Source organism: Xanthomonas protegens, from assembly GCF_038442435.1.
Classification (GTDB): Bacteria; Pseudomonadota; Gammaproteobacteria; order Xanthomonadales; family Xanthomonadaceae; genus Xanthomonas_A; species Xanthomonas_A sontii.
The window spans coordinates 78,372-103,435 of sequence record NZ_JAQJCQ010000005.1 but is presented as its reverse complement, the minus strand read 5'-3'; the positions used below and the strand labels follow the sequence as shown (position 1 = coordinate 103,435).

The following is a 25,064-nucleotide window of genomic DNA, read 5'->3' as shown; positions in this document are numbered from 1 at the left end:
GATTTCGCATGCACTTCGCCACCACCGCCGGCTTCGCCCAACGCATCGCCGATGCGCTGCTGGCGCGCATCGCCGCCGGCGAATGGCGGGCGGACCAACGCCTGCCGGTGGAGCGCGAACTGGCCGCGCTGTTCGGCTGCACCCGCATCACCTTGCGCGAAGCCCTGCAGCAACTGGAGTCGGACGGGCACATCTACCGAGAGAACCGCCGCGGCTGGTTCGTCAGCGCGCCGCGGGTGCGCCACGACCCCAACAGCATCGCCGGCTTCATGCAGTACGTGGCCGCGCAGGGCGGCGTACCGCGCACCGAACTGCTCGCCGCGCAGCGCCAGCCGGCCGGCCCGGCGCTCGCCCGGCACCTGCACCTGGACGATCCCGATGCCGAGGTGTTCGTGCTGCGCCGACGCCGCTGGATCGGACGGCGCGCGGTGCTGCTGGAGACCAACGCGATCCTCGCCGCGTGGGCACCGACGCTGCTCGATCACGATCTGGCTGGCTCGCTGAGCGCCGTGCTGACCCAGCGCCTGGGCTTGCGGCAGGCGCGCAGCCGGCTGTCGATGTATCCGGCAACGCTCGATGCCGAGCAGGCGGTGCTGCTGCAATCCACCGCCGGCACGCCCTGCTTCCGACTGCAACGCGTCAGCTACGATCCCGACGGACGTGCCGTGGAATTCGACATCGAGTCCTGGCGCCACGATGTGCTGGAAGTGTCGGTGGATGTCTACGCGCCGGAGGAATAAGCCGACCTGCGGCGATGCCAACCAGGCACGGGAGGTTGTGGGAGTCAACTGTCATGCAGCCACGACGCACGAAGTGGTGCGTACTTTCCGATGGCGAAATGCGTCGGGACTGAAGTCCCTCCCACAGTGCATCCGGCGGGCTCGCCGCAAGCTGCTGTGGAAGTCGCGCTCGCTCGGCTTTGGCTGTTGCTCTTGCCCTTGCTTTTGACTTACCGGGTTCCCTTCCGAAGCGGCGGCCATCGCGGGGAAAAACCCCGAAGGGGCGGCGCACATGGATGTGCGCCGTCCGCGGCAGGGGCAGGATGCCCCTTCCGCGGATCCCCGGGATGGACGCGGACCCGGAGCGCGTTAGCGCGGAGGGCGCGAGGCAGGGTGTGCTTTCTTTTGGTTACTTTTCTTTGCACAAGCAAAGAAAAGTGACTCGCCGCAAGGCGAAAGCTTTGCCCTTGCACTTGTTGTCACCATGGCTGAATTATGGGAGCGACCTCGACACCAGACGCACTACGCATCGAACAGCACACGTTGCGGATCCGGTGGCGGCAGCGTGTCGTACAGGCGCTGCAGTTCCTCGCGACAGGCGCGCAGCGGATCGTGCATCAGGAAGCCGGCCAGGCGCGCATGCCAGGCCGGCCAGCGCGTGGCCAGCGCGTCCATGTCGCCATCGGCGGCGCGGCCTTCGCCACTGCAGGCGACATGCACGGTCTCGCACAGCACGTTGCGCCAGCCGAGCCCGGCCATGCGCAGCGACAGATCGGTCAGCGCCGCATACCACGAACCGTAGCTGCTGGCGTCCAGCCCGCCGGCGCGCTGCCGCGCCACGCCGCGCAGCACCACCGCATGGCAGACCGCCGACGGCAGTTCCGGATGCAGCGGCGGCAAGGCCGCGCAGGCCCGTGCCAGGCGCTCGGGATCCTCGGGCAGCGGATTGATCTCGCCCAGCCGCGGCCACGCGCAGGCCTCGCCGGCATTGCTCCACGGCGTGGCGCTGGCGATGGCCGCATCGCGCGCCAGGCAGGCGCTCAACTGCAGCAACCAGCCTGGCCCGGGCTGCGCGTCGGCCGCCAGCACCGCCACATCGGCGTCGCCGCAGGCACGCAGCATCTCGTCCACATGCGCGACCTCGCCGAGCATGCGCGGCCGGCGCGTGTAGTCGGCCTGCAGGCGCGTGCGCGCCAGCCAGGCCTCGATCACCCGAATGCCGCGCGGGCCGGCCTGTGCATCGTCGGCCAGCCACACGCGGGTGCCGGCCGGGGTGTTCGCTTCCAACGCGCCCAGGCAGGCGTCCAGCGCGACGTCGTCGACGCCGACCGCCAGCAGCACGATGGGCAGGCTCACCCGCTTACTTCTTGCCGCGTGCCGGCAGCGGCTCCATGGCCTTGAACTTCTGCCCGTACTCGTCGGTGAGATTGCGCGCTTCCTGCGGGTTGCGCACGATCGACGGCGTGATCAGCACGATCACTTCCTGACGGGTCTTGTCCTGGGTCTTCTGCCCGAACAGTGCGCCGACCACTGGCAGCTTGCTCAGGTACGGCACGCCGTTGCTGCCGTCGGTGGTGCTGTCGCTGATCAGGCCGGCCAGCATGATGGTGTCGCCACTCTGCACCGCCGCCTCGGTCTTGACCCGTCGCGTGTTGATCGGCACGTTGCAGGCGACACTGGTGCCGGCGCTGGTGCCGCAATTGGTCGGCGCCGCGCCGGGCGAGCTGACTTCCTGCACGATGTCCAGGAACACCATGCCGTCCTTGGTCACGCGCGGACGCACCTTCAGGATCACGCCGGTATCGAGGTAGTTAACCGACGAGTAGGTGGTGCCGGTGCCCAGGCCGGTGTCGACGCTGACCGAATTGATCGGGATGCGCGTACCCACATTGAGCGTGGCCTCGGCGTTGTTGCGCACGAACACCGATGGCGTCTGCAGCAGCTTGACGTCGGTGACCTGATCCAGCGCGGTGATCACCGCCGCGGCATTCTTGCCGAGGAAGGTCCAGCCCAGCCCACTGCTGCCGGTGATCTTGCCGGCGATATCGCCCCAGATCTTGCGACCCGCCGCGCTGGGCAGATTGGCGCCGCCGCCGATGCCGATATTGGTGGCATCGGACGCTGCGTTCACCGCCTGCTCGAAGTACCAGTTGACGCCATATTGCAGTTTGCCCGTCAGATTGACCTCCGCCACCTGCGCCTCGATGTGCACCTGCATCGGCATCACATCGAGCTTCTCGACCACGTCGCGGATCGAGCGCCAGGCCTGCGGGGTCGAGCGCACCAGCAGGGTGTTGGTTTCCTCCACCGCCGACACGCCGACCTTGTCGCCCTGCACTTCCAGGGTCACGCTGCCGTTGCCGGACGTGCGCGGGGACAGTTGCAGGCTGCCACTACCCAAGCCGCCGCTGCTGCCGGACGAGCTGCTGCCGCCCGACAGGCTGTCGCTGCTGCTGCCGCTACTGCCCAAGCTGCCGCCGCCCAGGCTGCTGCTGTCGCTGCCGTTGAAGCCGCCCAGGCCGCCGCCGTTCAACTGGCTCATCTGCGAGCCCGGCATCAGCGAGGCGTTGGAGTCGCCGCGGTTGCCGCCGCCGGCGCCGAACACTTCGGCCAGGCGGTCGGCCAGATCCTTGGCCTTGATGTACTTGAGTTCGTAGGAGAACAGCCGCGCGCCGCCGCCGGCGCTGTCGATGCGGTCCAGCCATTCCTGGATCTGGTCCAGGTAGCGCGCCTGGGGAGTGATCACCAGCACCGCGTTGGCGTTCTCCAGCGGCATGAAGCGGAACATGCCGGCGCTGGGGGTCTTGCTGTTCTCGCCGAACACCTTCTCCAGGTCGGCCGCCACCTGTTCGGCCTTGCCCGACTGGATCGGGAACACGCCCACCGACATGCCCGACAGCCAGTCGACGTCGAAGATCTGCACGGTGCGCAGGTAGTTCTCCAACTCGGCGCGGGTGCCGCCCAGGGTGATGACGTTGCGCGAGCCGTCGATGCCGACGATGGCGTTCGGCCGCGCGTACGGCTCCAGCACCTTCTTCATCTCGCTGGCGGAGATGTACTTCAGCGGCACCACCCGCACCTCGAAGCCGCGCGCGTTGGCCGGCGAGGCGGTGCTCGGCGCCACCGTGCCGGCCAGGGCCTGGTCAGCGGGGACGATGTTGTAGCGGCCGCCGCTGTAGACCATGCGTGCGTTGTTCCAGCCCAGCACCATCTCCAGCAGGTTCAGCGCCTGCGCCGGCGACACCGGCTTGGGCGTGGCCAGGGTCACCGTGCCCTGCACGCCCGGTGCGATCACGTAGTTCTGCCCGAGCATGTCGCCGAGGATGGCCTTGACCACCGCCTGCAGCGATTCGCCCTCGAAGTTGAAGGTGGCGCTGCCGCTGCTGGCGTTGCCCAGCGAGGGCGCCGGTGCCGCGGCGGCCGCGGAGTTGATCATGGTGCCGCTGCCGCGGCGGATCACCGGGGTGGCGCGCTCGGGCAAGGCGTTGGGATCGGCCGGGCCGCCCTGGCCGTCGGTCTGGGTGCTGCCGGCCGCGCCCACCTGGGGGTTGATCGCGGCGCCGCGACGGATGTCCGGCGAGGGCGTGGTGGCGCAGCCGGCCACCAGGCCGATGGCGAGGAACAGGGAAAACAGACGCGGCGTCATGCGATCACTCTTCAAGGGTTCTGACCTGAGGGGTTGTTCTGGCGCTGTTGCTGCAATTGCCGACGCCGCGCTTCGATCCGCTCGCGGATGGCCTGCAACTGCTCCGACGACGGAGCCGGCGACGACGGCTGAGGGGCGCTCGGGGTCGGCGCCTGGTTCGGCACCGGGTTGGGGGTGGACTGGTTCGGCGGGCGCGGCGCGGTCGCGTTGGCCTGGCCGTTGGGCGCGGACGCCGGCGGCGGCATCTGCCCCTGCGCAGCGGCACGCCCGGGCTGGCCGAGCACGGTCGGCGGTTGCCCGCCCTTGCCGTCGAACACCTTCAGTTCCAGGGTCTGGGTGCCGCCGCTGCCGCTGACCGTGGCCTGGCGCGGCGCCAGCGACAGCAGCCGCCAGCCCTGCACGGCGTCGCCGCCTTCCTGCAGGCGCAGCGATTCGCCCTGCTCGGTGGTCAGCGTCGCCATCTTGAAGCGGTCGGTGAGCAGCACGCCGGTCAGGCGCACGTTGGGCGCGGCGGACTGGCCGCTGTCGGCACTGAGGAAGAACGGATGCGGGCGGCGATCCTCGGCGAACACCGGCCGCGCGGCGATCTCCCCGTACTGCGAGAAATCGCCCAGGCGCTGCGTGGACGCCGCGGGCAGGCCAGGCAGCCGCTGCAGCATCGAAGGATCGTCGGGCAGCGGCGCCACGCGTTCGCCGAGCCCGCCCAGGCCCAGCGCCCAGATCAGCAGGCCCCACAGCGCCAGCGTGCCCAGCCACACGGTACGCAGGCCCATCGCTTCAATTCGCATGGCGGCCCTCCACCTGTTGCGGCAGGTCCGCGGGCGCGGCATTCGCGGCGCCGGGCGCACCTGGCGGGTTGGTCGCGCTGGGCGTGGCCGGCGGCGGCGACGGCACGGCGGCCGGCTCGCTCGGGCCGGCGCCGGCCGAACCGCCGGCGTTCATCACCGGCGTGGCCGCGGCGGGTGCTGCCGTTGCCGACGGATCCGGCGTGGCAGACGCCGCCGGCGGCGCCGGCATCGCGTTCGGACGCAGGTAGCCGGCCAGTTCGAAGGCCACGTCCAGGCCGTTGCCGCTCTCGCCCGGCGAGAGCTGGTAGCGCTGCGCCATCACGTTGAGGTTGTCGATGAACAGCGCCGGCGTGCCGCTCTCGAGCGCATGCAGCACGGCGGCCAGTTCCGGCGTGCCGCAGCGCAGGCGCACCTGCACCGCCACGCGGGTGAAGCGGTCGCTGCGGTTGTCGGCGGCCAGCGGCGAGCGGTTGCTGATCGCGCAGCTGCGGTTGCCGGGGCTGGCCGTGGCCACCGCGCTTTCCAGGCGCTGCACCAGGCCGGCCGAGGCCAGTTCGGCCGAGGTCTCGCGCAGGAAGCCCGGGCGCGTGGCCAGTTCGCCCTGAGCCTGCTGCAGCCGTTGCGCCACCTGCGGCGCCTGCTGCAACTGCATGCGCACGCGCAGTTCGCGCTGGCGCAGTTCCTGGATCTGCGCATCGACCTCGCGCATCGGCACGGTCCACCACGGATGCACCAGCACCAGGTAGCCCAGCGCCAGCGCCGCCAGCAGCAGCCCCAGCGCCAGCCAGCGATCGCGCTTATCGACCTGCACCGGCATCGGCGGCCTCCTTGCGCTTGGTGCCGGCCAGTTCGGCGGTGAGGGTGAAGCGGTCGCGGTGGCTGCCCGGGTCGGCCTGCAGCACACCGGTCAGCGACGGCGTGCGCCACAGCGGCGAACCTTCCAGCCGCCCGACCAGCGACGAGGCTTCGCTGCTGAGGCCGATCAACTGCAGCTGGTTGCCCTCGATCGAGAACTTCTCCAGATAGGTGCCCTCCGGCAGGCGCTTGCTCAGTTCGTTCCACACCTCGACCGAGGCCGGGCGCTCGGCGCGCAACTGGTCGAAGAACGCGGCGCCTTCGACCAGGTCGACCAGTTGCTGGCGCTGCGCGGCGACCGCGCGCGCGCGCTGCGCGCCGCTGTCCACCTGGGTACGCAGGTGCTCCAGCGCATCGCGGCGGTTGTCCAGCAACTGCCAGCCGGCCGCGCACAGCGCCAGCAGCGCGGTGACGGCGAGGATCGCGTTCCAGCGCCGCATCGGGTCGGCGCGGCGGTGGCGCTGTTCCTGCGGCAGCAGGTTCACCCCCAGCGGCGCGCCATCGCTGCCGGCGACGTCGATGCCGGCCAGGGTCGGACGCAGCGCGCCGGCACTGGCCTGCAGGTCATCCAGCACGCGGCGCGGGGCCACCACCAGTTCGGCATCGAGCTGGGCGTCGTCGCGGCGGCCGTCGGCGCGCACGTCGTAGATCACCTGGTCGGCCTGGAACGGGGTCTGCCGGTCGATCTCGAACTTCACCACCTCGCGCAGGTGCTCGGCGGCCGCCGCCGGCAGGCGCAACCGGCGTTGCAGCGCCGCCTCGACCGGCAACAGCCACACCCGCGGCAGCGCCGCCAGGCGCGGCCCCAGCAGCGCCTCCAGTTCGTCGGGCAGCAGCGGCCACGGCAGCGCCAGCGGCGCGCCCAGTTCGGACTCGACCTGCCGCGCCAGCATCAGCTGCTCGCCCTCGCGCCACAGCAGCAGCCGCGCCTGCGACCAGCCCAACTGCAGCTGCCAGCGCGGCGGCAGCCACGCCATCAGCGAGCGCTGCCACCAGGCCAGCAGCCCGCCCGCACCGGGGGCGATGCGTACGCCAAGTTTGTCCATCGTGTCGCGCCACGCCGTCATCGCACCGTCGTTCCTTCTTCCCAACGCAACACAGTGTAGGCGGAGCCCGGCAGCGCCGACGAGCCTGGGCGCACCACCGCACGCAACACGCCCTCGCGGCCATTGCCCAGCCGCGCCCGGCTTTCGATGCTGTAGGTGCCGCCACCGCCCATGCCGACCATGCCGAGCTGGGTCTGGTCGGTGCGTTCGCGCTGCGCCAGCACCTGCTGCGCGTCCAGGCCCAGCGCGGTCAGCACCGGCCCCGGCGCGAAGTCCGGCGTGGGCCGCGACACCCCGCCGTACAGGGTCAGGTTGGGCAGCAGCTTGGCGTACAGCTCCGGGTCCATCCCCAGCACCAGCTGCAGCTCGGCCAGGCTTTCGAACGGCGCATCCTTGGCGCCGTAGGGCAAACCGGCGGCGGCATAGTCCGGATCCTCGGCGCCGTTGGGCTGGGTCAGGTTATCGGGATCGCGCCAGTCCACGATCGCCGCGGCGATGCGTTCGGCGCGCTGCGGATCCTCGCCGACCGCGCGCACCAGCGCCGCCAGCAGTTGCGCATCGGCCATGTTCAGATCGACCTTGCCGCTCTCGTCGGTGACCCGCAGGTCGACCGTGGCACCTTCGTACTGCCAGCGGTAGCGGCGCCCGTCGGCACGCCAGCCCGGCTGCGTGGCGGTGCCGGCGAGCCGGGTCAGCGCGTATTCCAGGCCGGCGCGAGCGCGTTCCTGCGCCTCGGCGCCGTCGCCGAGCACCTTGCCCTGCAGGTTCTCGGTGCGCGCGGTCAGTGCGAAGGCGCCGATCAGCGCGGTCAGCAGCGCGATCAGCCACAGCACCAGCACCAGCGCCGCGCCGCGGCTGCGATGTGCCGCGCTCACTGCCGCATCTCCGCGCCGCCGGCCTGGCGCAGCGCCACCACCAGCGGCGGCCATGCCGTGCCGTCGCCGCTGCGCAGTTCGATCGAGACCAGCAGCGGCAGCGTGTCGGTGCGCTCCCAGCGCTCCTGCCAGGGGCCGATGGTGCCGCGCTCCGGGTCCAGGCCGCGGTAGCGGAAGCGCACCTCGCGCAGGTCGCGCGCCAGCGGCTCGGGCGGGCGCGGCGGGGTCTCCGCCAATTGCTTGCCGGCCTGCACCTGCACCAGCGCGATCGCCAGTTGCCGATGGTCGCCCTCGCCGCTGACCCGCAGGTCGTGCAGATAGGGGCCGCCGCGGCCGAGGTACTCGGGCAGATCGGCCACGAATTGCATGCGCTGCGGTTCGCCGACGAAGCGCACCGGCTGCAGGGTGTGCGTGTCGATGTCCAGCGGCAGCGACTGCGCGCCGCTCAGGCGCCGGCGCAGGAAGCCCTCGACCGCGCGCATGCGTTCGCTGCGTCCGGCGATCGCCTCGCCGCGGCCGCTGATCGCCATCGCCGAGCGCAGCGTGGCGAAGGCCAGGGTCAGGCCGCCGACCAGCAGCACCGTGGCCAGCAGCACTTCGATCAGGGTGAAGCCGCGCGCGGTGGCGCGGTGCGGCGCGCGTGCGTTCATTGCGGCACCCCGTTGCCTTGCGGGGCGACCAGGCGCAGGGTCTTCCACTGCAGCGCCTGCGCCGGCGTATCGCCCCACCTCACCTGCAGGGTCAGTTGCAACAAGGTCGGTGCGCCGGGCGTCACCGCGGCATCGGGCGGCCGCCGCGGGTCGGCGTAGGGCGCCACGTCCAGGGTCCAGCGGTAGCGGCCCTGGTCCAGCGTGCCCTGGCTGCGGCCCGGCTGCAGCGGCTGCTCCACGCCCTGCGCCGCCAGCAGCGACTGCGCGTACAGGGTGGCGCGGCTCAACTGGTCGGCACGCTGCACCTGGCGCGCGGCGCCGGACAGCGAGCCCAGCAGCAGGGTCAGCGCCAGCGCCAGCAGCGCGAACGCCACGATCACCTCGATCAGGGTGTAGCCGCGCTGGCGGTTCATGGGCCCGCCTGGTCCGGTGCACGCCCGACCGTGACCTCGCCGGTCAGCCAGGTCACGTCGACGCGCCAGCGCGCCTGGCGCGCCTGCAGGTCGATGCGCCCGCCGGTGGAGGCGCCGTCCTCGAAGAACTGGATCGCGCCCTCGCCGTCGCGGCGCTGCGCCTGGCGCGCACCGGTGAAGCGGATCGTCAGCGACGGCGGGATCTCGCCGTGGCGGCCGTTGGGCGCCTGCCAGCGATGCGCCTGCGGATCGATCAGGAAGCGCTGCGGCTGGCCGCTGGCGATCGCCTGGGCGCGGGTGTAGCGCAGTTGCGAGGCGATCTCCTTGGCCGCCGAGCGCAGGCGCATGCCGTCGATGCCGCCGGTCAGCACCGAGGCCGCCAGCAGCGCGGCGATCGCGATCAGGCCCACCACCAGCAGCATCTCCAGCAGCGACACGCCGCGCATGCGCGCACGCGCGGCCGGCGCGCACGCCGGCACGCCGAAGCGCAGCGCGCCGGCAGGGGCCCGGATCACGGCGCCGGATCACTCGTACTTGATGTCGGCGTCGTAACTGCTGCCGCCGGGCTGACCGTCCTTGCCCAGGCTGATCAGGTCGAACGGACGGCCTTCGCCGGGCACCTTGTATTCGATCGGGTGGCCCCAGGGGTCGTTCAGTTCGGCCGGCTTGGCGTACGGACCGAGCCAGCCGCTGACGCCGCCCGGCGCGGTGACCAGGTCGTCGAGCTTGGACGGCAGCTTGCCGGTGTCGAGCTGGTAGTTGTCGACCTTCCCGGCCAGGGTCTGGATCTGCGACTTGGCCAGGTTGGCCTTGCCACGGTCGGCGCCGCCGAGCACGCGGCTGCCGACCAGGGTGAGCACCGCGCCGATCAGCACGATGACGATGATGATTTCCAGCAGGCTCATGCCCGCCTGGCGTGCGGCGGACGGGGAACGGGTCAGGGAGCGGCGAAGAGTGCGCATTGCATCGGATCCTTGCGGTGGAAGACCTATGTAGCCGAACACGGTGACGATGGCAGCCGGTGCCGGCCGGCGGTACAGCGGCGCGTCACGCACGCCGTCACACCGGGCGGTGGAGGATCCGCGCCGCGCGCACGCACGGCCGCGGCCGGCGCGCGCGGCGCCGCTGGCAATGGGACAGGGGCGGCGGCGGAAGGTTCCCGCGTGGGAACGCGCGGCGTCACAGTCCGCGAGGGTCGCCCGCGGCCCGGCCGAGACCGGGCGTTCGGCGCCACATGCGCCATGGCGCGCCGCGCGGACGCGCCAGGCAAGGCCGCTGCCGTCCGTGGCGTCGCATTGCCGGCTCCGGATAGACCGGCCCGGCCATCCATGGCCGGGCGTTCGGCCATGCGCGAACCGGTGGTTCGCAAGCGCATGGCCTCTTTCGATTCATTACTCCGCTGCGCCAGACGCACGCGTTGCCATCCGTGGCGCAGCACGACGAGCGCCGGAACCACCGGCCCGGCCATCCCTGGCCGGGCGTTCGGCGCCACATGCGCCATGGCGCATAAGCGTGGCGCCTCACCCAATCGCATTGGTCAGGTCGTAGAGGGGGACGAGGACGGAGATGATCACCAGGCCGACCACCGAGGCCAGGACCAGGGTGATCGCCGGCACCATCGCCGCCAGCAGGCGGTCGATGGCCTGGGCGGTCTCCTGCTCGAAGGTGTCGGCGGTCTTCAGCAACATGATGTCGAGCGCGCCCGACTCCTCGCCGACCTGGATCATCTGCAGCGCCAGGCGCGGGAAGCGCTTGCCCTTGGACAGCGACGCCGACAGGCCGTGGCCGTTCTTGACGTCGTCGGCGGCGGCGCCGACATCGGCGGTCAGCGCCAGGTTCGACAGCACGTTGCGGGAGATGCCCAACGCCGCCAGCAACGGCACGCCGTTGCGCAGCAGGGTGCCGAGGGTGCGGGTCAGGCGTGCGGTCTCCAGCCGCGAAATCAGTACGCCGACGAAGCGCTGGCGCAGCAGCCAGGCATCGAAGCTGGCACGGAACGCGGGGTCGCGGCGCTTGCGGTCCACCGCCAGGACGGTCACGCCCGGCACCACCAGCAGCACGATCCACCAGTCGCGCACGAACAGGCCCACGCTCAGCACCGCCTGGGTGAACCACGGCAGGGCCACGTCCAGGCTCTCGTACATCTGTGCGAACTGCGGCACCACGTAGCCGAGCAGGAACAGCAGCGCGCAGCCGACCACGCTGACCAGGATCGCCGGATAGATCAGCGCGTTGATCACCCGCCCGCGCAGTTCGCGGCTGCGCTCCAGGTATTCGGCCAGGCGTTGCAGGGTGTCGTGCAGGCTGCCGCCGGCCTCGCCGGCGCGCACCATGTTGATGTACAGGCGCGAAAACAGCCCGTGCTGGCGCTCCAGCGCGGTGGACAGCGGCGCGCCGCCGCGCACCGCGTCGCGGATGTCGCCGACGGTGCGCTTGGAGCGTTCGTCCTCGGGCAACTCGAGCAGGATCGACAGCGCGCGGTCCAGCGGCTGACCGGCGCCGAGCAGGGTCGCCAGCTGCTGGGTGAACTGCACCAGCGCCGCGCCGTCGAACGGCTTGGGCCGGAACAGCCCGCGCAGCGAGGTGCCGCCGCCCTCGGCGGCGAGCCGGGCCTGCATCGGCATATGCCCCTGCTCCTGCAGGCGCAGCGCCACCTCCGCCTCGCTGGCGGCTTCCATCTGCCCTTCCAGGACCTCGCCGTGCGAGTCCAGGGCCTTGTAGCGATAGAGGGGCATCAGGGCTGGAGCTGGGACTGGAGAATGGGGAATCGGGAAGGGGAGTGCGCATCGCGCGCGGCCCGTGCCTTTTCGAACACGGAATGCCCGCGCATGGCGAAGCAACAGGCTGCCATCGCCGGAGCGCACGCCGCGCGCATCAGGTTTCCTCCGTCACGCGCAGCACTTCCTCGATCGTGGTCTGGCCGCTGAGCGCCTTGGCCAGGCCGTCCTCGTACATGGTGCGCATGCCGGCCTCGCGCGCCAATTGCTCGATCTCGCCCATGCCGGCGTGGCGCATCACCGCGCGCCGCAGCACGTCGTTCATCACCAGGAATTCCATGATCGTGGTGCGGCCGACGTAGCCGGTCGGCGCGATCGCCGAGGGCCGCGGGCGGTACAGGAAGATCTCGCCCTCCGGCTGCAGCCGGCGCAGTTCGAACTTCTCGATTTCCTCCGGCGAGGCCGCGTAGCGCTCGGCATGGGTCGGCTCCAGCCGCCGCACCAGGCGCTGGGCGAGGATGCCGTTGATGGTGGAGGTCAGCAGGTAGTCCTCCACGCCCATGTCGAGCAGGCGGGTGATGCCGCCGGCGGCGTTGTTGGTGTGCAGGGTCGACAGCACCAGGTGGCCGGTCAGCGCGGACTGGATGGCGATGCGCGCCGTCTCCAGGTCGCGCATTTCGCCGATCATGATGATGTCCGGATCCTGGCGCACGATGCTGCGCAGCGCATGCGAGAAGTCCAGGCCGATCTGCGGCTTGGCCTGGATCTGGTTGATGCCCTCGATCTGGTACTCGACCGGGTCCTCGACGGTGATGATCTTGACGTCGGCGGTGTTGAGCTGGCTCAGCGCGGTGTACAGCGTGGTGGTCTTGCCCGAGCCGGTGGGGCCGGTGACCAGCAGGATGCCGTGCGGCTGCTCCAGCACCTTGCGGAACTGCGGCAGGAACGCGTCGGTGAAGCCGAGCCGGTGGAAGTCGAACACCACGGTCTCGCGGTCGAGCAGGCGCATCACCACGCTCTCGCCGTGCGCGGTGGGCACGGTGCTCACGCGCAGGTCCAGTTCCTTGCCCTGCACCCGCAGCATGATGCGGCCGTCCTGCGGCAGGCGGCGCTCGGCGATGTTGAGCTTGGCCATGATCTTGACGCGGCTGATCACCGCCGCGGTCAGGTTGGCCGGCGGGCTCTCGCCGTCGATCAGCACGCCGTCCACGCGGTAGCGCACCTTGAGCCGACTCTCGAACGGCTCGATGTGGATGTCCGAGGCGCGCAGTTCTACCGCGCGCTGGATCACCAGGTTGACCAGGCGGATCACCGGCGCCTCGGACGCCAGGTCGCGCAGGTGCTCGATGTCGTCGGCGGCGACGCTGTCGCCGTCGGCGGTTTCCACGATCGCGCCCATCGCGCTGCGGCCCTGGCCGAACCAGCGCTCGATCAGGTCGTCGATCTCCGAGCGCAGGCCGACCCGCGGCAGCACCTGCAGGCCGGTGGCCAGGCGCACCGCGTCGGCGGCGTAGGCGTCGTGCGGATCGGCCATCCACAGTTCCAGCACGCCTTCGCGCTCGCCGAGCGGACACACATGGAACTGCTTGAGGAAGCGCAGCGACAGCGGTTGCGCCTCGGGCAGGCTCTCCGGCGCGGTGGCCGGCAGCTGCTTGGCGTCGAGCAGGGGCAGGCCCAGGACTTCGGCGCTGAGCTCGGCATGGTCGCGCTCGGAGACCAGGCCCAGGCGCGCCAGCAGCGCCAGCAGGCTGCCGCCGGATTCGCGCTGCAATTGCCGCGCGCGCGCCAGGTCGCCGTCCTTGAGCCGGCCCTTGGCCAGCAACGCCGCGATGATGCGGGTTTCGGGCGTCTCCACGGCGACGGCAGTGTCCTTCACGAGCGCATTCACGCGATCCCTCCCAGATGACCGTGCGACTTTAGCAGTTCGGCATGACCCGACGCCGAATCCGGCGCGCTCCCCCGCCGCTGTCTACCGGGCGGCCAGCCGACCGGCACCGGCATGCCCGTCGCGGTCATCGGCCTGACATCCTGGCAGGACATGCTGGGAAGTTGCGTTGCGCGCCGCAGCGATCGCGGAGTGGGCCGACACGGCGCTACCCCAGACGCAGGAAACCCGGCCGGAGCCGGGTTTCCTGGAACCGCATGGCGCTTCCCTGCGCCGCGTACGCTTACTGGCGCGCGACCAGGCTGACGCCGTTGTACGTGCTCTCGCCGACCAGCTTGATGTAGTAGGTGCCGGCCTGCGGCGCGGTGAAGCGCACCGTCTCGTTGTTGCCCGGACGAGTCGACTTGGCGTCGGCGTTGCCGGTGCCCGGCTCCTTGCCGAAGCTCACATACAGCGACACATTGCCGCTGCCGCCGTAGGTGAGGAAGCTCAGCACCGCACCGGCCTTGGCCTCGAAGCTGTACAGCGCCTCGTTGCCCGCGGCACCGGCCAGGCCCGCCACCGCCACCTTGTTGGTCAGCGCGGTCGCCGGCGGCGCGCACTGCTCGGTGGCCGGATCGCACGGCTCCTCCAGCGCCTTGGCCAGGGCGGCCTTGGCGTCGACGATGCCGGTGCCGATCGGGGTGCTGGACGGGATCGACACCGGGAACGGACGCGCGGTCTGCTTGAGCAGCGTCTCCAGCGCCGCCGGGGTCAGCGGCGCCTTGCCCGCGGCGATCAGCGCGCTCTGCACCAGCGCGGCCACCGCGGCCACGTGCGGCGAGGCCATCGAGGTGCCGCCCAGGCCCATGTAGGTGTAGTTGCCGGAGGTCGGCGTGGTCGCGCCGCTGTAGCCGTTCTGCCAGATGTAGCCGCCCGGGTTGCCGTCGACGCTGCCGCCGCCGCCCGGACCGGACAGGTCCACCTTGGCGCCGAAGTTGGAGTAGTAGGTGATGCCGCCGGTGATGCGGGTGGCGCCGACCGCGATCACGTTGTCGCAGCTGGCCGGGCTGAAGTTGGCGGCATTGGCGGTGTTGTTGCCGGCGGCCACCACCACCGTGGTGCCGCGCGACACCGCGCCGTTGATCGCTTCCTGGGTGGCGCTGTCGCAGGCACCGCCGCCGCCCAGGCTCATGTTGATGATCTCGGCCGGATTCTGGTTGGCCGGCACGCCGGACACGGTGCCACCCGAGGCCCAGATGATGGCGTCGGCGATGTCGGAGGTGTAGCCGCCGCACTTGCCGAGCACGCGCACCGGCAGCACGGTGGCGTTGGGCGCCACGCCGGCCATGCCGACGCCGTTGTTGGTGGCTTCGGCGACGGTACCGGCGACATGGCTGCCGTGCCAGGAGCTGTCGTCGGCGACGGAGCCGGCGTAGCACTCGTTGTCGTTCTCGACCCAGTCGCCATAGTCCAGCGCGCCCGGCACGCGGGCGTCGGTCGGACGCCGCGAGGTCGCCGCGTCGGAGATGAAGTCGTAGCCCTGCAGCAGGTTCACCGCCACGTCCGGGTGGTTCGGCAGGATGCCGGTGTCGAGCACCGCGACCACCACGCCATCGCCCTTGGACACGTCCCACGCGGCCGGCGCATTGATGCCGCCGGTGGCGTTGCTGTAGTGCCACTGGTACTGCGCGTAGAGCGGATCGTTGGGCACGAATTGCGGCTGCACCTGCGTCTTGGCCCGCAGCACGTCGACCGGCCGCAGCTTGGCGTCGACCTGCGCGTACTTCACCGTCGGGTCGGCGGCGATCTCCGCCACCACCTTGTCCAGGTCGGCCTTGCTCAGCTTGCCGGCCAGGCGGATCAGGTCCGCGCCGATGCCCAGGGTCCGCACATACTCGGCGCGCACGCTGGCCGCGGCCGCGCGCGAAATGCCGTTGCTGCCGCCGAGGCTGGCACGGCCCACCGCCGACTGCACCGTCGACAGCTTGGCGCTGCGGTCGCTGGCCGCGGCGGTGCCGGCGTTGTAGCGCACCAGGATGCGGTTGGAGGTCACCGCATCGGCCGGCGCGGACCTGCCCGGTTCCTTGACCGGCAGCGGCGCCGAGGCGCTGGCCGCGATCGCGCTCGAGGCTCCCAGCGACATCGCCAGCATGGCGGCGGCGATGGCATTGATACGAAGGTTTTGCTTGTCGATCACGTTGACGTCCTCTTCAAAGTTTCGTGGATCAGGCGACAGTTGCGGCCGTAAAACTCCCTTTTTCCGAATCCGTTGGCCGGCCCAGCCAAGGTCCTGTGGTCTGCCCCCTCAGGCCATTGCGTGGCGGACGGCGGCACGCGCCGCCGTCCGCGATGGATCACCAGCCGAAACCGGCACCGATGCCGATGGAGCTGTCGTCGCTGCTGAAGGCACCGCCGATGGTCACCGTGGCGCGGTCGCTGAAGGCACGCTGGTAGCCCACCGACAGCGCCGACTCGCCGTTCTGGAAACCGATGCCGGCACCGACCCGGTTCTGGGTGCGGATGCCGGCGGCGCTGGTGGCCATGTTGAGCATGGCCGCGCTCATCGCGCCCTGGCGGTCGATGCGGCGGTCCTGGTCGCGCAACCGCGCATCGACGTCGCCGCGCAGCACCTCGAAGCTGTCGGCCATGGTGCCGAAGCGTGCATCGGTGTACGACTTGGCCGTGGCCACGCCGTTGTCGAGCTGGCTCTTGTTGACCGCATCGGTGGCCTGGGTGCCGGCGGCGACATTGGCGAGCTGGCGCTCGTTGCCGGCGCTGCCGATCGAGACCGTCTGCGCACGATCGGCCACCGAACCCTGCCCCAGGGCGACCGCGCCCTGCGCGGTGGCGCTGGCGCCCTGGCCGAGCGCGGTACCCGAGGCCGCGCTGACGCTGGCGCCCTCGCCCATCGCCACCGCGTTGGTCGCCACCGCCGCGATGTGGCTGTTGGCGCCCACCGCGGTGCTGCCGTCGGCATTGACCTTGGCGTTGCTGCCGATCGCGGTGTCGTTGGGGCCGTGCGCGTAGGCACTGCCACCGATGGCGGTGCCGGTGACGTCATTGGCGCGCGCGGCGGCCCCCACCGCCGTGGCGCTGGAGGCGACCGCCGTGCTTTCGCCGACCTGCGCGGTGCCGATGCTGCCGGATACCGGCGTCGCCGCCGCGGTTGCAGCGGTCGCGGCCGACGCCGCAGGCGCCGCTTCGGTGGCCTGCGCGGCCACCGCACTGGCGCCGACCATGCGCGCGCTGCGTGCCGCGGTGGCGCTGCCGCCGGTGCGCGCATCCAGTTCGCTGACCTTGCCGTCCAGCGCCGCCAGCGCCGCGCCGACGTTGTTGTAGCTGGCGCCCTGGATCACGTACGTCGGCGCCACGAACAGGCCCTGCGCGCCGAGTCCGGCACCGCCACCCAGGAACGTGGCCATGTTGCTCAGCGACTGGTACAGCTGGCCGCCGTTGATCGCCTCGGTGCTGCCGACGGCGACGCTGCCGGCGGTCAGGTTGACGATGCGCCGGGTCGCCGGGCCGCCGCGGCCGTTGCCGCTGCCCAGCGACACGGTGTCGGCCTCGTACACCCGCGAGCCGGCACCGAGCGCCACCGCGTTGTCCGCCGAGACGCCGGCATTGGCGCCGAGCGCGACGCCGTTGCTGCCGCTGTTGCGGACGAAGCTGTTGTAGCCCATCGCCACGCCGTTCTCGCCGATCGCATTGGTCTGCAGGCCGATCGCGGTGCTGCGCGCACCGGTCGCCGAGCTGCCGGCACCGTTGGCGGTGGCACCGGCGCCAGCGGCGACGCTGCCCACGCCCAGCGCGGAACTGCGCAGGCCGCTGGCGGTGGCGCCGGCACCGGCCGCGGTGCTGTCCACGCCGCTGGCGCTGGCCACTGCGGTACCGGAACTCTGGAAGCGCGCGCTGGTGTCGCCGGCCGCGGTGGCCACCGCGTCCAGCTGCGCCTTGTTCACCGCGTCGGTGGCGTTGACCGCCGCGCCGACGTTGGTGATGCGGCGCGTCGCCGGCGCGGTGACGCCGTTGCCGCCGCCCACCGACACCACGTTGGCTTCGCTGGTGCGCGCGCCCGAACCCAGGGCGACGCTGCCGGCGCCACTGGCCGAGGCGTTGATGCCCAGCGCGGTGGCGTTGGTGCCACCGTAGGCGAAGGCGTTCTGACCGATCGCGGTGCCGCCTTGCGCGGTCGCCCAAGCGAACTGGCCGACCGAGGTGGTCTGCGCCGCGGTGGCCCAGGCCGAGGCACCGAGCGCGGTCGCATCCTCGCCGGTGGCGCGGGCGCTGTAGCCCAGCGCCGCGGCATACGCGCCGGACGCGGTGCTGCCCCAACCCAGCGCCGAGGCGTAGTTGCCTGCCGCCGCCGCGCCGTAGCCGAACGCGCTGGTGCGGGTGCCGCTGGCGGTGCTGAAGGCGCCGACCGCGGTGCTGTAGTCGCTGCCGGCCGTGGCCTTGTAGCCATCGGCGGTGGCCTGCAGTCCGCTGGCGACGGCACCGGCACCGCTGGCGCTGCTGAACGTGCCGCTGGCCTGCGCACCCGCGCCCAGCGCGGTGGCGCCGGCGGCGCTGGCGGTGGTGGTGCCGTCGAGCAGCACGTTGCCGGACGCGTCGGTGTAGTACAGCGAGCCGCCGATCGCGGTGCTGGACTCGCCGGTGGCGGTGGCGTTGTAGCCGGACGCGGTGGCGTAGCGGGCACCCGCGAGCGCGCCGCTGCCGAAGGCCGAGGCACCGGTGCCGTAGGCGTTGCTGGCTTCGCCGGCGGCGGTGGCGTAATTGCCCTCCACGTAGCTGCCGACATCGTCGGCCGGGTCGCTGCCGCCGCTGGCCTTGAACTGCTTGCCGGTGGCATCGGCGGACTGCTTCACCTCGTTCAATTGCGCGACGTTGACCGCATCGGTGGCCTCGGTACCGGCGGCGACGCTGGTGATCTGCCGCTCCTTGCCGGCGCTGCCCACCGACACGGTATTGTCACGCGCCGCTTCGGAGTTCGCGCCCAGGGCCACGCTGTTGACGCCGGACGCATAGGCGCCATAGCCGAACGCGCTGGCGCTGTCGGCACTGGCGTAGCTGAGGCTGCCGAGCGCGCTGCTGAAGTCGGCGGTGGCACCGGCACCGGCGCCGAACGCCGCGCTGTTGGCGCCCGAGGCCTCGGCCGGGATCAGGCCGAAGAACGAGGTACCGCCGACCGCCACGCTCTCCTCGCCGGAGGCCACGCTGTACTCGCCCACCGCCACGCTGCCGCTGCCGGACGCGGTGGAGGACACGCCGACCGCGGTGCCGTAGCTGCCGGAGGCCAGCGCGCCATAGCCCAGTGCCGAGGACAGGTAGCCGGTGGCCTCGCTGTAGCCGCCCAGCGCGGTGGCACCGGTGCCCGAGGCGGTGCTGCGGAAACCGGTCGCCGTGGCCTGGTTGTCCGAGGCCACCGCTTCGTTGCCGGTGGCGGTGGCATAGGTGCCGCTGGCCTGCGCACCGGCGCCGCTGGCGGTGGCACCGATCTCGCTGGCCTGGGCGTTGCTGCCGATGGCGATGCTGTTCTCGCCCGACGCCTGGCTGGTGTTGCCCAGCGCAACTGCGTCGACGCCGCTGGACACGGCGTTGAAACCGATCGCGGTCGCCCCGGCGGCCACGGCATTGGCGCCGCCGCCGAGCGCGGTGGCGCCGTCGGCAGTGGCGTTGGCCGCCTCGCCGGCCGCCAGCGCGTTGTCGCCGTCGACCAGGGCGCCGGCATCGCTGTCGGCGCTGCCGCTGGCCTGGAAATACTTGCTGGTGGCCGCCGCCGCCTGCTTCACCGCATCCAGCTGCGCGACGTTGACCGCATCGGTGGCCTCGGTGCCGGCGGCCACGTTGGTGATCTGCCGCTCCTGCCCGGCGCTGCCCACCGACACGCTGTAGGCGCGGTCGGCGACCGCCCCGGCACCCAGCGCCACCGCATTGGCGGCGGTGGCCTCGCTGCCGGCACCGATGCTGATCGCGCTTTCCGCGTCGGCCACGGTGTTGGTGCCGATGGCGATGGTGTTGACCTGGTTGCCCAGCGCCTGGAAGCCCATCGCCACGCTGTAGTTGCCGTAGCCGAACGCGCCGCGACCGACCGCGGTGGCGCTCAGGCCCGGCGCCCAGCTGTTGAAGCCGATCGAGGTGGCGCCGCTGCCGCTGGCCCACGCCCCGGTACCGAACGCCGAGGCATTGGTGCCGGTGGCCCAGGCCGAAGTGCCGAACGCCGACGCGCCATCGGCCGTCGCCCAGGCATAGGCGCCGACCGCACTGGCGTCCTCGCCGCTGGCCCAGGCGTTGTCGCCCTGCGCCAGGCTGTAGTTGCCGGTCGCACGCGCCTTGTAGCCGCCGGCGGTGCTGTGGTCGCCGGTGGCCTGCGCGCCGTAGCCGGTGGCGGTGGCGACGCTGCCCGTCGCCTGCGCGCCCGCGCCGAGCGCGGTGGCGTTCTCGCCGGCATTGGCGCCGACCAGCACCGGCTTGCCGGCGGCATCGACGATCGGCTGGTTGTACTGGTCGTAGGCCTGGCCGCGGCCGCCGATGGCGGTGCCGCCGGTGCCGCTGGCGCTGCTGCCGTTGCCCAGCGCCACCGCGTCATCGCCCATCGCCGCCGCGCCGCTGCCGAACGCCGCCGCGCCGCTGCCGTAGGCATTGGCCGCATCGCCGGCGGCCAGCGCGCCGTCGCCGTCGGCATAGGCGCCGACCGTGCCGCCGCCGCTGTGGGCGAAGAACCTGGAGGTGCTTTCGGCGGTGGCGCGCACCGCATCCAGCTGCGCGAGGTTGACCGCATCGGTGGACTGCGTGCCCGCGGCGACGTTGACGACCTGTCGCTCGCTGCCGGCATCGCCGACCGAGACCGTGTTGGCCCGGCGCGCCACCGCGTTGGCGCCCAGCGCCACGCTGTCGGCCGCAAACGCGGTGCTGTAGTAGCCGAGCGCGGTGCTGTTGGCGCCGCTGGCCCAGGACTGCGCGCCCAGCGCGCTGGCATGGTCGCCCGGTGCATAGGCGAAGTAGCCCAGCGCGGTGCTCTGCAGGCCCGAAGCCTCGGTCATGCTGCCACTGGCGGTGGACTCGTCGCCCGAGGCGATCGCGCCGGCGCCGAACGCGGCGGCATTGGCGCCGCTGGCCTGGGTCTGCACGAACAGGCCCAGTCCCGGAATCAGATCGGCCGGACCGCCGACCGCGACGCTGCTGGTACCGGTGGCCGCGCTCTGCGTGCCGACCGCCGTGGCGTAGTCGCCGGTGGCGTTGGCCACCGCGCCGAAGGCCGACGCCTGCGCGCCGCCGGCGTAGGCGCCCACGCCCACCGCCGAGGCGGCGAAACCGCTGGCATCGGCGCTGGCGCCCAGCGCGGTACCGCCGACCCCGGCGCTGGTGGCGCCGGTATCCACCGCCACGCCGCTCTTGGTGATCAGCGGCTCGCCGTTGGCGTCCACCGCCACCCCGCCGACCGCCACCGCCGCCGGCCCGGTGGCCTGCGCGTTGGTGCCGAAGGCGGCGCTGTTCTGCCCGGCGGCCACCGCGCCGCTGCCGACTGCGGTCGCCCCGCTGTTGAGCGCGTCGGCGCCGGCGCCAACTGCGGTGCTGCCGTTGCCGATGGCATTGGCGGCCTCGCCGGCGGCGAGCGCGTCGTCGCCTTCGACGTAGGCGCCGGCGTCGCTGTTGCCGGCGCTGGCCTGCAGGTACTTGCCGGCCTCCTGCAACTGCGCCACGTTGACCGCGTCGGTGGCTTCGGTGCCGGCGGCGACGCTGGTGATCTGCCGGGTCAGGCCGTTGGCCACGTCGCCGACCGACACGCTGTTGTCGCGCGCGGCGTAGGAATGCGCGCCGAGCGCGACCGCATTGGTCGGCGCCTGGTTGCGCGCATCGTCCAGCCAGGTGCTGACCCGCGCGCCGTAGCCGATCGCGGTGGCATCGCTGCCGTTGGCCTGGCTGTCGGTGCCGAGCGCGGTGCCGTTGCTGTGGTAGGTCGAGGTCACCGCACGTGCGCCCAGCGCGACGCTGTCGGGGTTCCAGGCGATGGCCTTGTAGCCCAGCGCGATGCCGCTGTCGCCGGCGGCCAGCGCATAGCTGCCCAACGACACCGTGCGCGGCGCGAACGAACCGGCGCTGTGGCCGATGGCGACCGAATCGACGTTGCCCGGCAGGTTCGGGAAAACGTTGGCGTTGTAGCCCAGCGCGATCGCGTAGTCGGACTGGCTCTGCGCGCCGGCGCCCAGCGCGATGCCGCCGACGCCGGTGGCGGCGGCGATGCCCACGCTGTTGCCGGCGCTGGCCGCGGCGGTGCTGACGCCGCCCACGGCGACGCTGTCGGTGCCGCTGGCCAGTGCGTTCATGCCCATCGCCACCGCACTGGTGGCGGTGGCGCGCGCGCCGATGCCCATCGCGGTGGCGTAGTCGCCTGCGGCGCGGGAGCTGTAGCCCACCGCCGTGCCCAGTTCGCCGGCCACTTCCGACAGCCCGCCGACCGCGGTGGCGCCGTCGTTGAAGGTCTGCGCGTGGTAGCCCAGCGCGGTGCTCTGCACACCGCCGGCCGAGGTGCCGGTGCCGACCGCGGTGGTCAGCGGATCCAGCGCCTGCGCGCCGCCGCCGACTGCGGTGGCGGCCACGCCCAGGGCCTGGGTGGTCTGCTCGCGGCTGCCGACGATGAAACCGTTCTCGTCGTACTCGTACACCGTCGCGGTGCTGCCGATGGCCGTGGCCGAGGTGCCGACCGCCGTGGCATCGGTGCCGACCGCACTGGCATGGGCGCCGCTGGCGACCGCGCCGCTGCCCAGCGCCGAGGCGCCGAGGCCGGCGGCGGTGCTGGTGGACCCCACGGCGGTGGTGTAGTCGCCATCGGCCAGCGCATCGGCGCCGGCGGCGGTGGCCTGCTGGCCCTGCGCCAGCGCGGTGCCGTCGCCGCTGCCGGCGAACAGCCGCGCAGTGCCGTCGGCCACCTGCTTGACCGCGTCGAGCTGGTCCAGGTTCACCGCATCGGTGCCTTCGGTGCCGGCGGCGACGTTGGCGATCTGCCGCTCCTTGCCGGCCGTGCCGACCGAGACGGTGTCGGCGCGATCGGCGACCGATCCCTGGCCGAGCGCGACGCTGCCGCTGGCCGCGGCCTTGGCGCCGTAGCCCAGCGCCGTGGAATCGTCGGCCTGCGCCCACGACGCGGCGCCGAACGCGGCGCTGGAGGCGCCGTCGGCCGAACTCAACCAGCCGACCGAGGTGGAGAAGTCGCCATTGGCCCAGGCGCCGGCGCCGAACGCGCTGCCGCCTTCGCCCTGCGCCTCGGTGGTGAACAGGCCGAGCACGCTGCCGCCGACGGCGGTGCTGGACGCCCCGCTGGCCAGGCTCGAATAGCCCAGCGCCACGGCATTGCCGCCGCTGGCGTTGGCGCCGTAGCCGACCGCGGACGCGAAGTCGCCGCCGGCCTGGCTGAAGCCGCCGTTGGCGGTCGCGGCCAGCCCGGTGGCGGCGGCGGAGAAACCGGTGGCGGTGCTCTGCAGGCCGTCGGCGCGCGCCGCCGTGCCCAGTGCGGTGGAGAACGCGCCATTGGCCTGCGCGCCGGCGCCGAACGCGCTGGCGCCCTGCTCGGCCGCCGTGGTGGTGCCTTCCAGCAGCACCTCGCCGTTCTCGTCGACGATCGACAACGCGCCGCCGACCGCCGTTGCCGAGGCGCCGACGGCGGTGGCGTTGCTGCCGACCGCAGTGGCGTTGCCGCCGAGCGTGGTGGCGCCGCTGCCCAGTGCGCTGGCGCCGTTGCCGATGGCGTTGGCGCCTTCGCCGGCGGCGATCGCATTGGCGCCCTCGACGTAGGCGCCGGCATCGCTGGCGTCGCTGCCGCTGGACTGGAAATACTTGGCGGTGGTGTCGGCGGTCTGCCTGACCGCGTCGAGCTGGGCCACGTTGACCGCATCGGTGGCCTCGGTGCCGGCGGCCACGTGGGTGATCTGGCGCTCGCCGCCGGCCTTGCCGACCGAGACGCTGTCGTCGCGGTCCGCCACCGCATCGGCGCCCAGCGCCACGCTGTTGCGGCCCTGCGCGACCGCGCTGTTGCCCAGCGCGGTGCTGTTGAAGCCGCTGGCGCTGGAGAAGCCGCCGACCGCGGTGGCGTACGCGCCGGTCGCGTCGGCCGCCACGCCGACCGCGGCGCTGGCCGCGCCGGAGGCGATGCTCTCGGCGCCGAGCGCGGTCGCGCCGTCGCCGCTGGCGGTGCTGTAGTAGCCGAGCGCGCTGGCCTCCACGCCGCTGGCGTCGCTGAGGGTGCCGCTGGCCACGCTGCCGTCGCCGCTGGCGTTGCTGGCCGCGCCGGTCGCGGTGCTCTGCGCGCCGCTGGCGTTGCTCTCGGCACCGACCGCGGTGGCGTAGTCGCCGCTGGCGCTGGCGTTGTCGCCGATCTGCAGGGCCTGCGCCTGGGCGCTGGTGGGCAGGACGCCGGCGCCCAGCGCCAGCGCGATGGCGCCGGCCAGGGCCAGGCCGTGTGCGCGTGCGGCGCGGCGGTCGCGGACGACGGCCCCGCGCGCATCGCCGCTGGCCAGCTCCGATGCCACGACCCACATCCCCAACGCGTTGTTCCAGACCTTGCGATAAATCCGATTCATCGACGACTGCTCCTCAATTCGGCTGGTTTTTGGTCAAAAAGCCACCCTCGCCCGGCGTTCCGGCCGGCCGACCCCCTGTCGGTTTTTTGGTGCCGCACGTCCCTTGCCGGGACGCGAGAGGCTCACGCCTGTCGCTGCTCGGAGCTGTAGATGAACCGAGGTGGAATGCGGAACTGACCCGAGTGTTAACTCGGCCTCTCGAGTACGTCAAGTTTTTGACTTAATGCGACACATGTCGTGACACAGACCGTGAATTCAGCCTGATTTCGTTAAATTTTCGACAAATATCAATGAAAACAACCAGCTCGCGCCAATTTTTCGGCACACACCTTGCCAGTCTTGACACATCGCACTTCGGGCGATTTCGTTTCCTGTCAAGGACTTGACGCAAGCAGGTGGTACAGGCGCGAAAGCGCGTCCAGGCATGCTGGGTGACGGCTCCAGACGGCTGCGCATGGCGCCGACTGCGCGAAATGGGGGTGAGTGGTCGCGCAGCGGAGCGACCTTGTGCCGGACGACGGGCGGGTGCTGCCGGGCTGTCGCTACACAGCGAAGAGCGCCACGCGCGGGAGGACGCACCATTCGCTTGCAAGCGGTGGCGGATGGCGCGGGCACACACTGCAGCGATGACGGCACCGCGCAAGGCGCGACGCAGCACGATGTCTCGTAGGAGCGGCTTCAGCCGCGACCGCGCACGGTCAGCTCATGCGAAAGCGGGATGCGCCGGGATGCGCCGAGGAAACCCACTCGGCACACAGGAAAAATCGACGGCATCGGCCCGTCAAACCGCCGGCTCGGCCGGCCTGGACGCGGCCTGCGTCGGGACTGAAGTCCCTCCCACATGGGACACAGCGACGCGCGATTCGGCGCATGCGCCACGCCACCAATCCCGGCGCTGCATTCTGCATCCCACA

At 72.0% G+C, this 25,064-nt stretch carries 14 protein-coding genes and 1 pseudogene; 1 reads left to right on the top strand and 14 read right to left on the bottom strand.

The genetic code is table 11. The features are described 5' to 3' along the window. The first annotated feature begins 8 nt into the window (after positions 1 to 8). Positions 9 to 740 carry a UTRA domain-containing protein gene (locus PIQ37_RS07835; protein ID WP_342073028.1) on the top strand — a complete coding sequence of 244 codons (732 nt, stop codon included), beginning with the start codon at positions 9 to 11 and terminating at the stop codon, positions 738 to 740. Between the two features lie 501 nt (positions 741 to 1,241). Here PIQ37_RS07835 and PIQ37_RS07830 read toward each other — a convergent pair. From PIQ37_RS07830 to PIQ37_RS07765, 14 genes and pseudogenes are all read right to left on the bottom strand, one after another. Beyond that, on the bottom strand, positions 1,242 to 2,075 hold the full coding sequence (locus tag PIQ37_RS07830; protein ID WP_342073027.1) for a glycosyltransferase: 834 nt from the start codon (positions 2,073 to 2,075) through the stop codon (positions 1,242 to 1,244). Positions 2,076 to 2,079: 4 nt separating this feature from the next. Continuing rightward, positions 2,080 to 4,365 (bottom strand): type II secretion system secretin GspD, encoded by a 2,286-nt coding sequence (gene gspD, locus PIQ37_RS07825; RefSeq protein ID WP_342073026.1) that lies wholly within the window; start codon positions 4,363 to 4,365, stop codon positions 2,080 to 2,082. An 11-nt stretch (positions 4,366 to 4,376) separates the two neighbouring features. Beyond that, a complete protein-coding gene (gene xpsN, locus PIQ37_RS07820) occupies positions 4,377 to 5,153 on the bottom strand; it encodes a type II secretion system protein XpsN (protein ID WP_342073025.1) in 777 nt (258 codons plus the stop codon). A gap of 172 nt (positions 5,154 to 5,325) precedes the next feature. Then, a pseudogene (gspM, locus tag PIQ37_RS07815) lies at positions 5,326 to 5,970 on the bottom strand (type II secretion system protein GspM); the annotation flags it as partial. Then, on the bottom strand, positions 5,951 to 7,075 hold the full coding sequence (locus PIQ37_RS07810) for a PilN domain-containing protein (protein ID WP_342073024.1): 1,125 nt from the start codon (positions 7,073 to 7,075) through the stop codon (positions 5,951 to 5,953). The pseudogene gspM and the gene PIQ37_RS07810, both read right to left, overlap by 20 nt. Next, positions 7,072 to 7,929: a type II secretion system minor pseudopilin gene (locus PIQ37_RS07805; RefSeq protein WP_342073023.1), complete on the bottom strand. Its 858-nt coding sequence runs from the start codon at positions 7,927 to 7,929 to the stop codon at positions 7,072 to 7,074. The genes PIQ37_RS07810 and PIQ37_RS07805 overlap by 4 nt, the downstream gene beginning before the upstream one ends. Continuing rightward, entirely contained in the window at positions 7,926 to 8,579 is a 654-nt protein-coding gene (locus PIQ37_RS07800) for a type II secretion system protein J (RefSeq protein ID WP_342073022.1), read from the bottom strand. Before PIQ37_RS07800 ends, PIQ37_RS07805 begins: the two co-directional genes overlap by 4 nt. Continuing rightward, complete coding sequence (gene xpsI / locus PIQ37_RS07795) at positions 8,576 to 8,992, bottom strand: type II secretion system protein XpsI (RefSeq protein ID WP_017913116.1); 417 nt, start codon at positions 8,990 to 8,992, stop codon at positions 8,576 to 8,578. The genes PIQ37_RS07800 and xpsI overlap by 4 nt, the downstream gene beginning before the upstream one ends. Continuing rightward, positions 8,989 to 9,438 (bottom strand): type II secretion system protein XpsH, encoded by a 450-nt coding sequence (gene xpsH, locus PIQ37_RS07790; protein WP_043082891.1) that lies wholly within the window; start codon positions 9,436 to 9,438, stop codon positions 8,989 to 8,991. The genes xpsI and xpsH overlap by 4 nt, the downstream gene beginning before the upstream one ends. 78 nt (positions 9,439 to 9,516) lie before the next feature. After that, on the bottom strand, positions 9,517 to 9,954 hold the full coding sequence (gene gspG, locus PIQ37_RS07785) for a type II secretion system major pseudopilin GspG (protein ID WP_026143220.1): 438 nt from the start codon (positions 9,952 to 9,954) through the stop codon (positions 9,517 to 9,519). Between the two features lie 558 nt (positions 9,955 to 10,512). Further along, positions 10,513 to 11,727: a type II secretion system protein XpsF gene (gene xpsF, locus PIQ37_RS07780; protein ID WP_152237093.1), complete on the bottom strand. Its 1,215-nt coding sequence runs from the start codon at positions 11,725 to 11,727 to the stop codon at positions 10,513 to 10,515. 139 nt (positions 11,728 to 11,866) lie between these two features. Next, positions 11,867 to 13,597 carry a type II secretion system ATPase GspE gene (gene gspE, locus PIQ37_RS07775; protein WP_342073021.1) on the bottom strand — a complete coding sequence of 577 codons (1,731 nt, stop codon included), beginning with the start codon at positions 13,595 to 13,597 and terminating at the stop codon, positions 11,867 to 11,869. Between the two features lie 280 nt (positions 13,598 to 13,877). Further along, positions 13,878 to 15,773: a S8 family peptidase gene (locus PIQ37_RS07770; protein WP_342073020.1), complete on the bottom strand. Its 1,896-nt coding sequence runs from the start codon at positions 15,771 to 15,773 to the stop codon at positions 13,878 to 13,880. A gap of 157 nt (positions 15,774 to 15,930) precedes the next feature. Further along, positions 15,931 to 24,150: an ESPR-type extended signal peptide-containing protein gene (locus PIQ37_RS07765; protein ID WP_342073019.1), complete on the bottom strand. Its 8,220-nt coding sequence runs from the start codon at positions 24,148 to 24,150 to the stop codon at positions 15,931 to 15,933. Between the last annotated feature and the right edge of the window lie 914 nt (positions 24,151 to 25,064).

Bases quoted from the DNA above. Each gene is read 5' to 3' on its own strand.
- PIQ37_RS07835 (WP_342073028.1), top strand. From the start codon at position 9: ATGCACTTCGCCACCACCGCCGGCTTCGCCCAACGCATCGCCGATGCG.
- gspD (WP_342073026.1), bottom strand. From the start codon at position 4,365: ATGACGCCGCGTCTGTTTTCCCTGTTCCTCGCCATCGGCCTGGTGGCC.
- xpsN (WP_342073025.1), bottom strand. From the start codon at position 5,153: ATGCGAATTGAAGCGATGGGCCTGCGTACCGTGTGGCTGGGCACGCTG.
- PIQ37_RS07810 (WP_342073024.1), bottom strand. From the start codon at position 7,075: ATGACGGCGTGGCGCGACACGATGGACAAACTTGGCGTACGCATCGCC.
- PIQ37_RS07800 (WP_342073022.1), bottom strand. From the start codon at position 8,579: ATGAACGCACGCGCGCCGCACCGCGCCACCGCGCGCGGCTTCACCCTG.
- xpsI (WP_017913116.1), bottom strand. From the start codon at position 8,992: ATGAACCGCCAGCGCGGCTACACCCTGATCGAGGTGATCGTGGCGTTC.
- xpsH (WP_043082891.1), bottom strand. From the start codon at position 9,438: ATGCGCGGCGTGTCGCTGCTGGAGATGCTGCTGGTGGTGGGCCTGATC.
- gspG (WP_026143220.1), bottom strand. From the start codon at position 9,954: ATGCGCACTCTTCGCCGCTCCCTGACCCGTTCCCCGTCCGCCGCACGC.
- xpsF (WP_152237093.1), bottom strand. From the start codon at position 11,727: ATGCCCCTCTATCGCTACAAGGCCCTGGACTCGCACGGCGAGGTCCTG.
- PIQ37_RS07765 (WP_342073019.1), bottom strand. From the start codon at position 24,150: ATGAATCGGATTTATCGCAAGGTCTGGAACAACGCGTTGGGGATGTGG.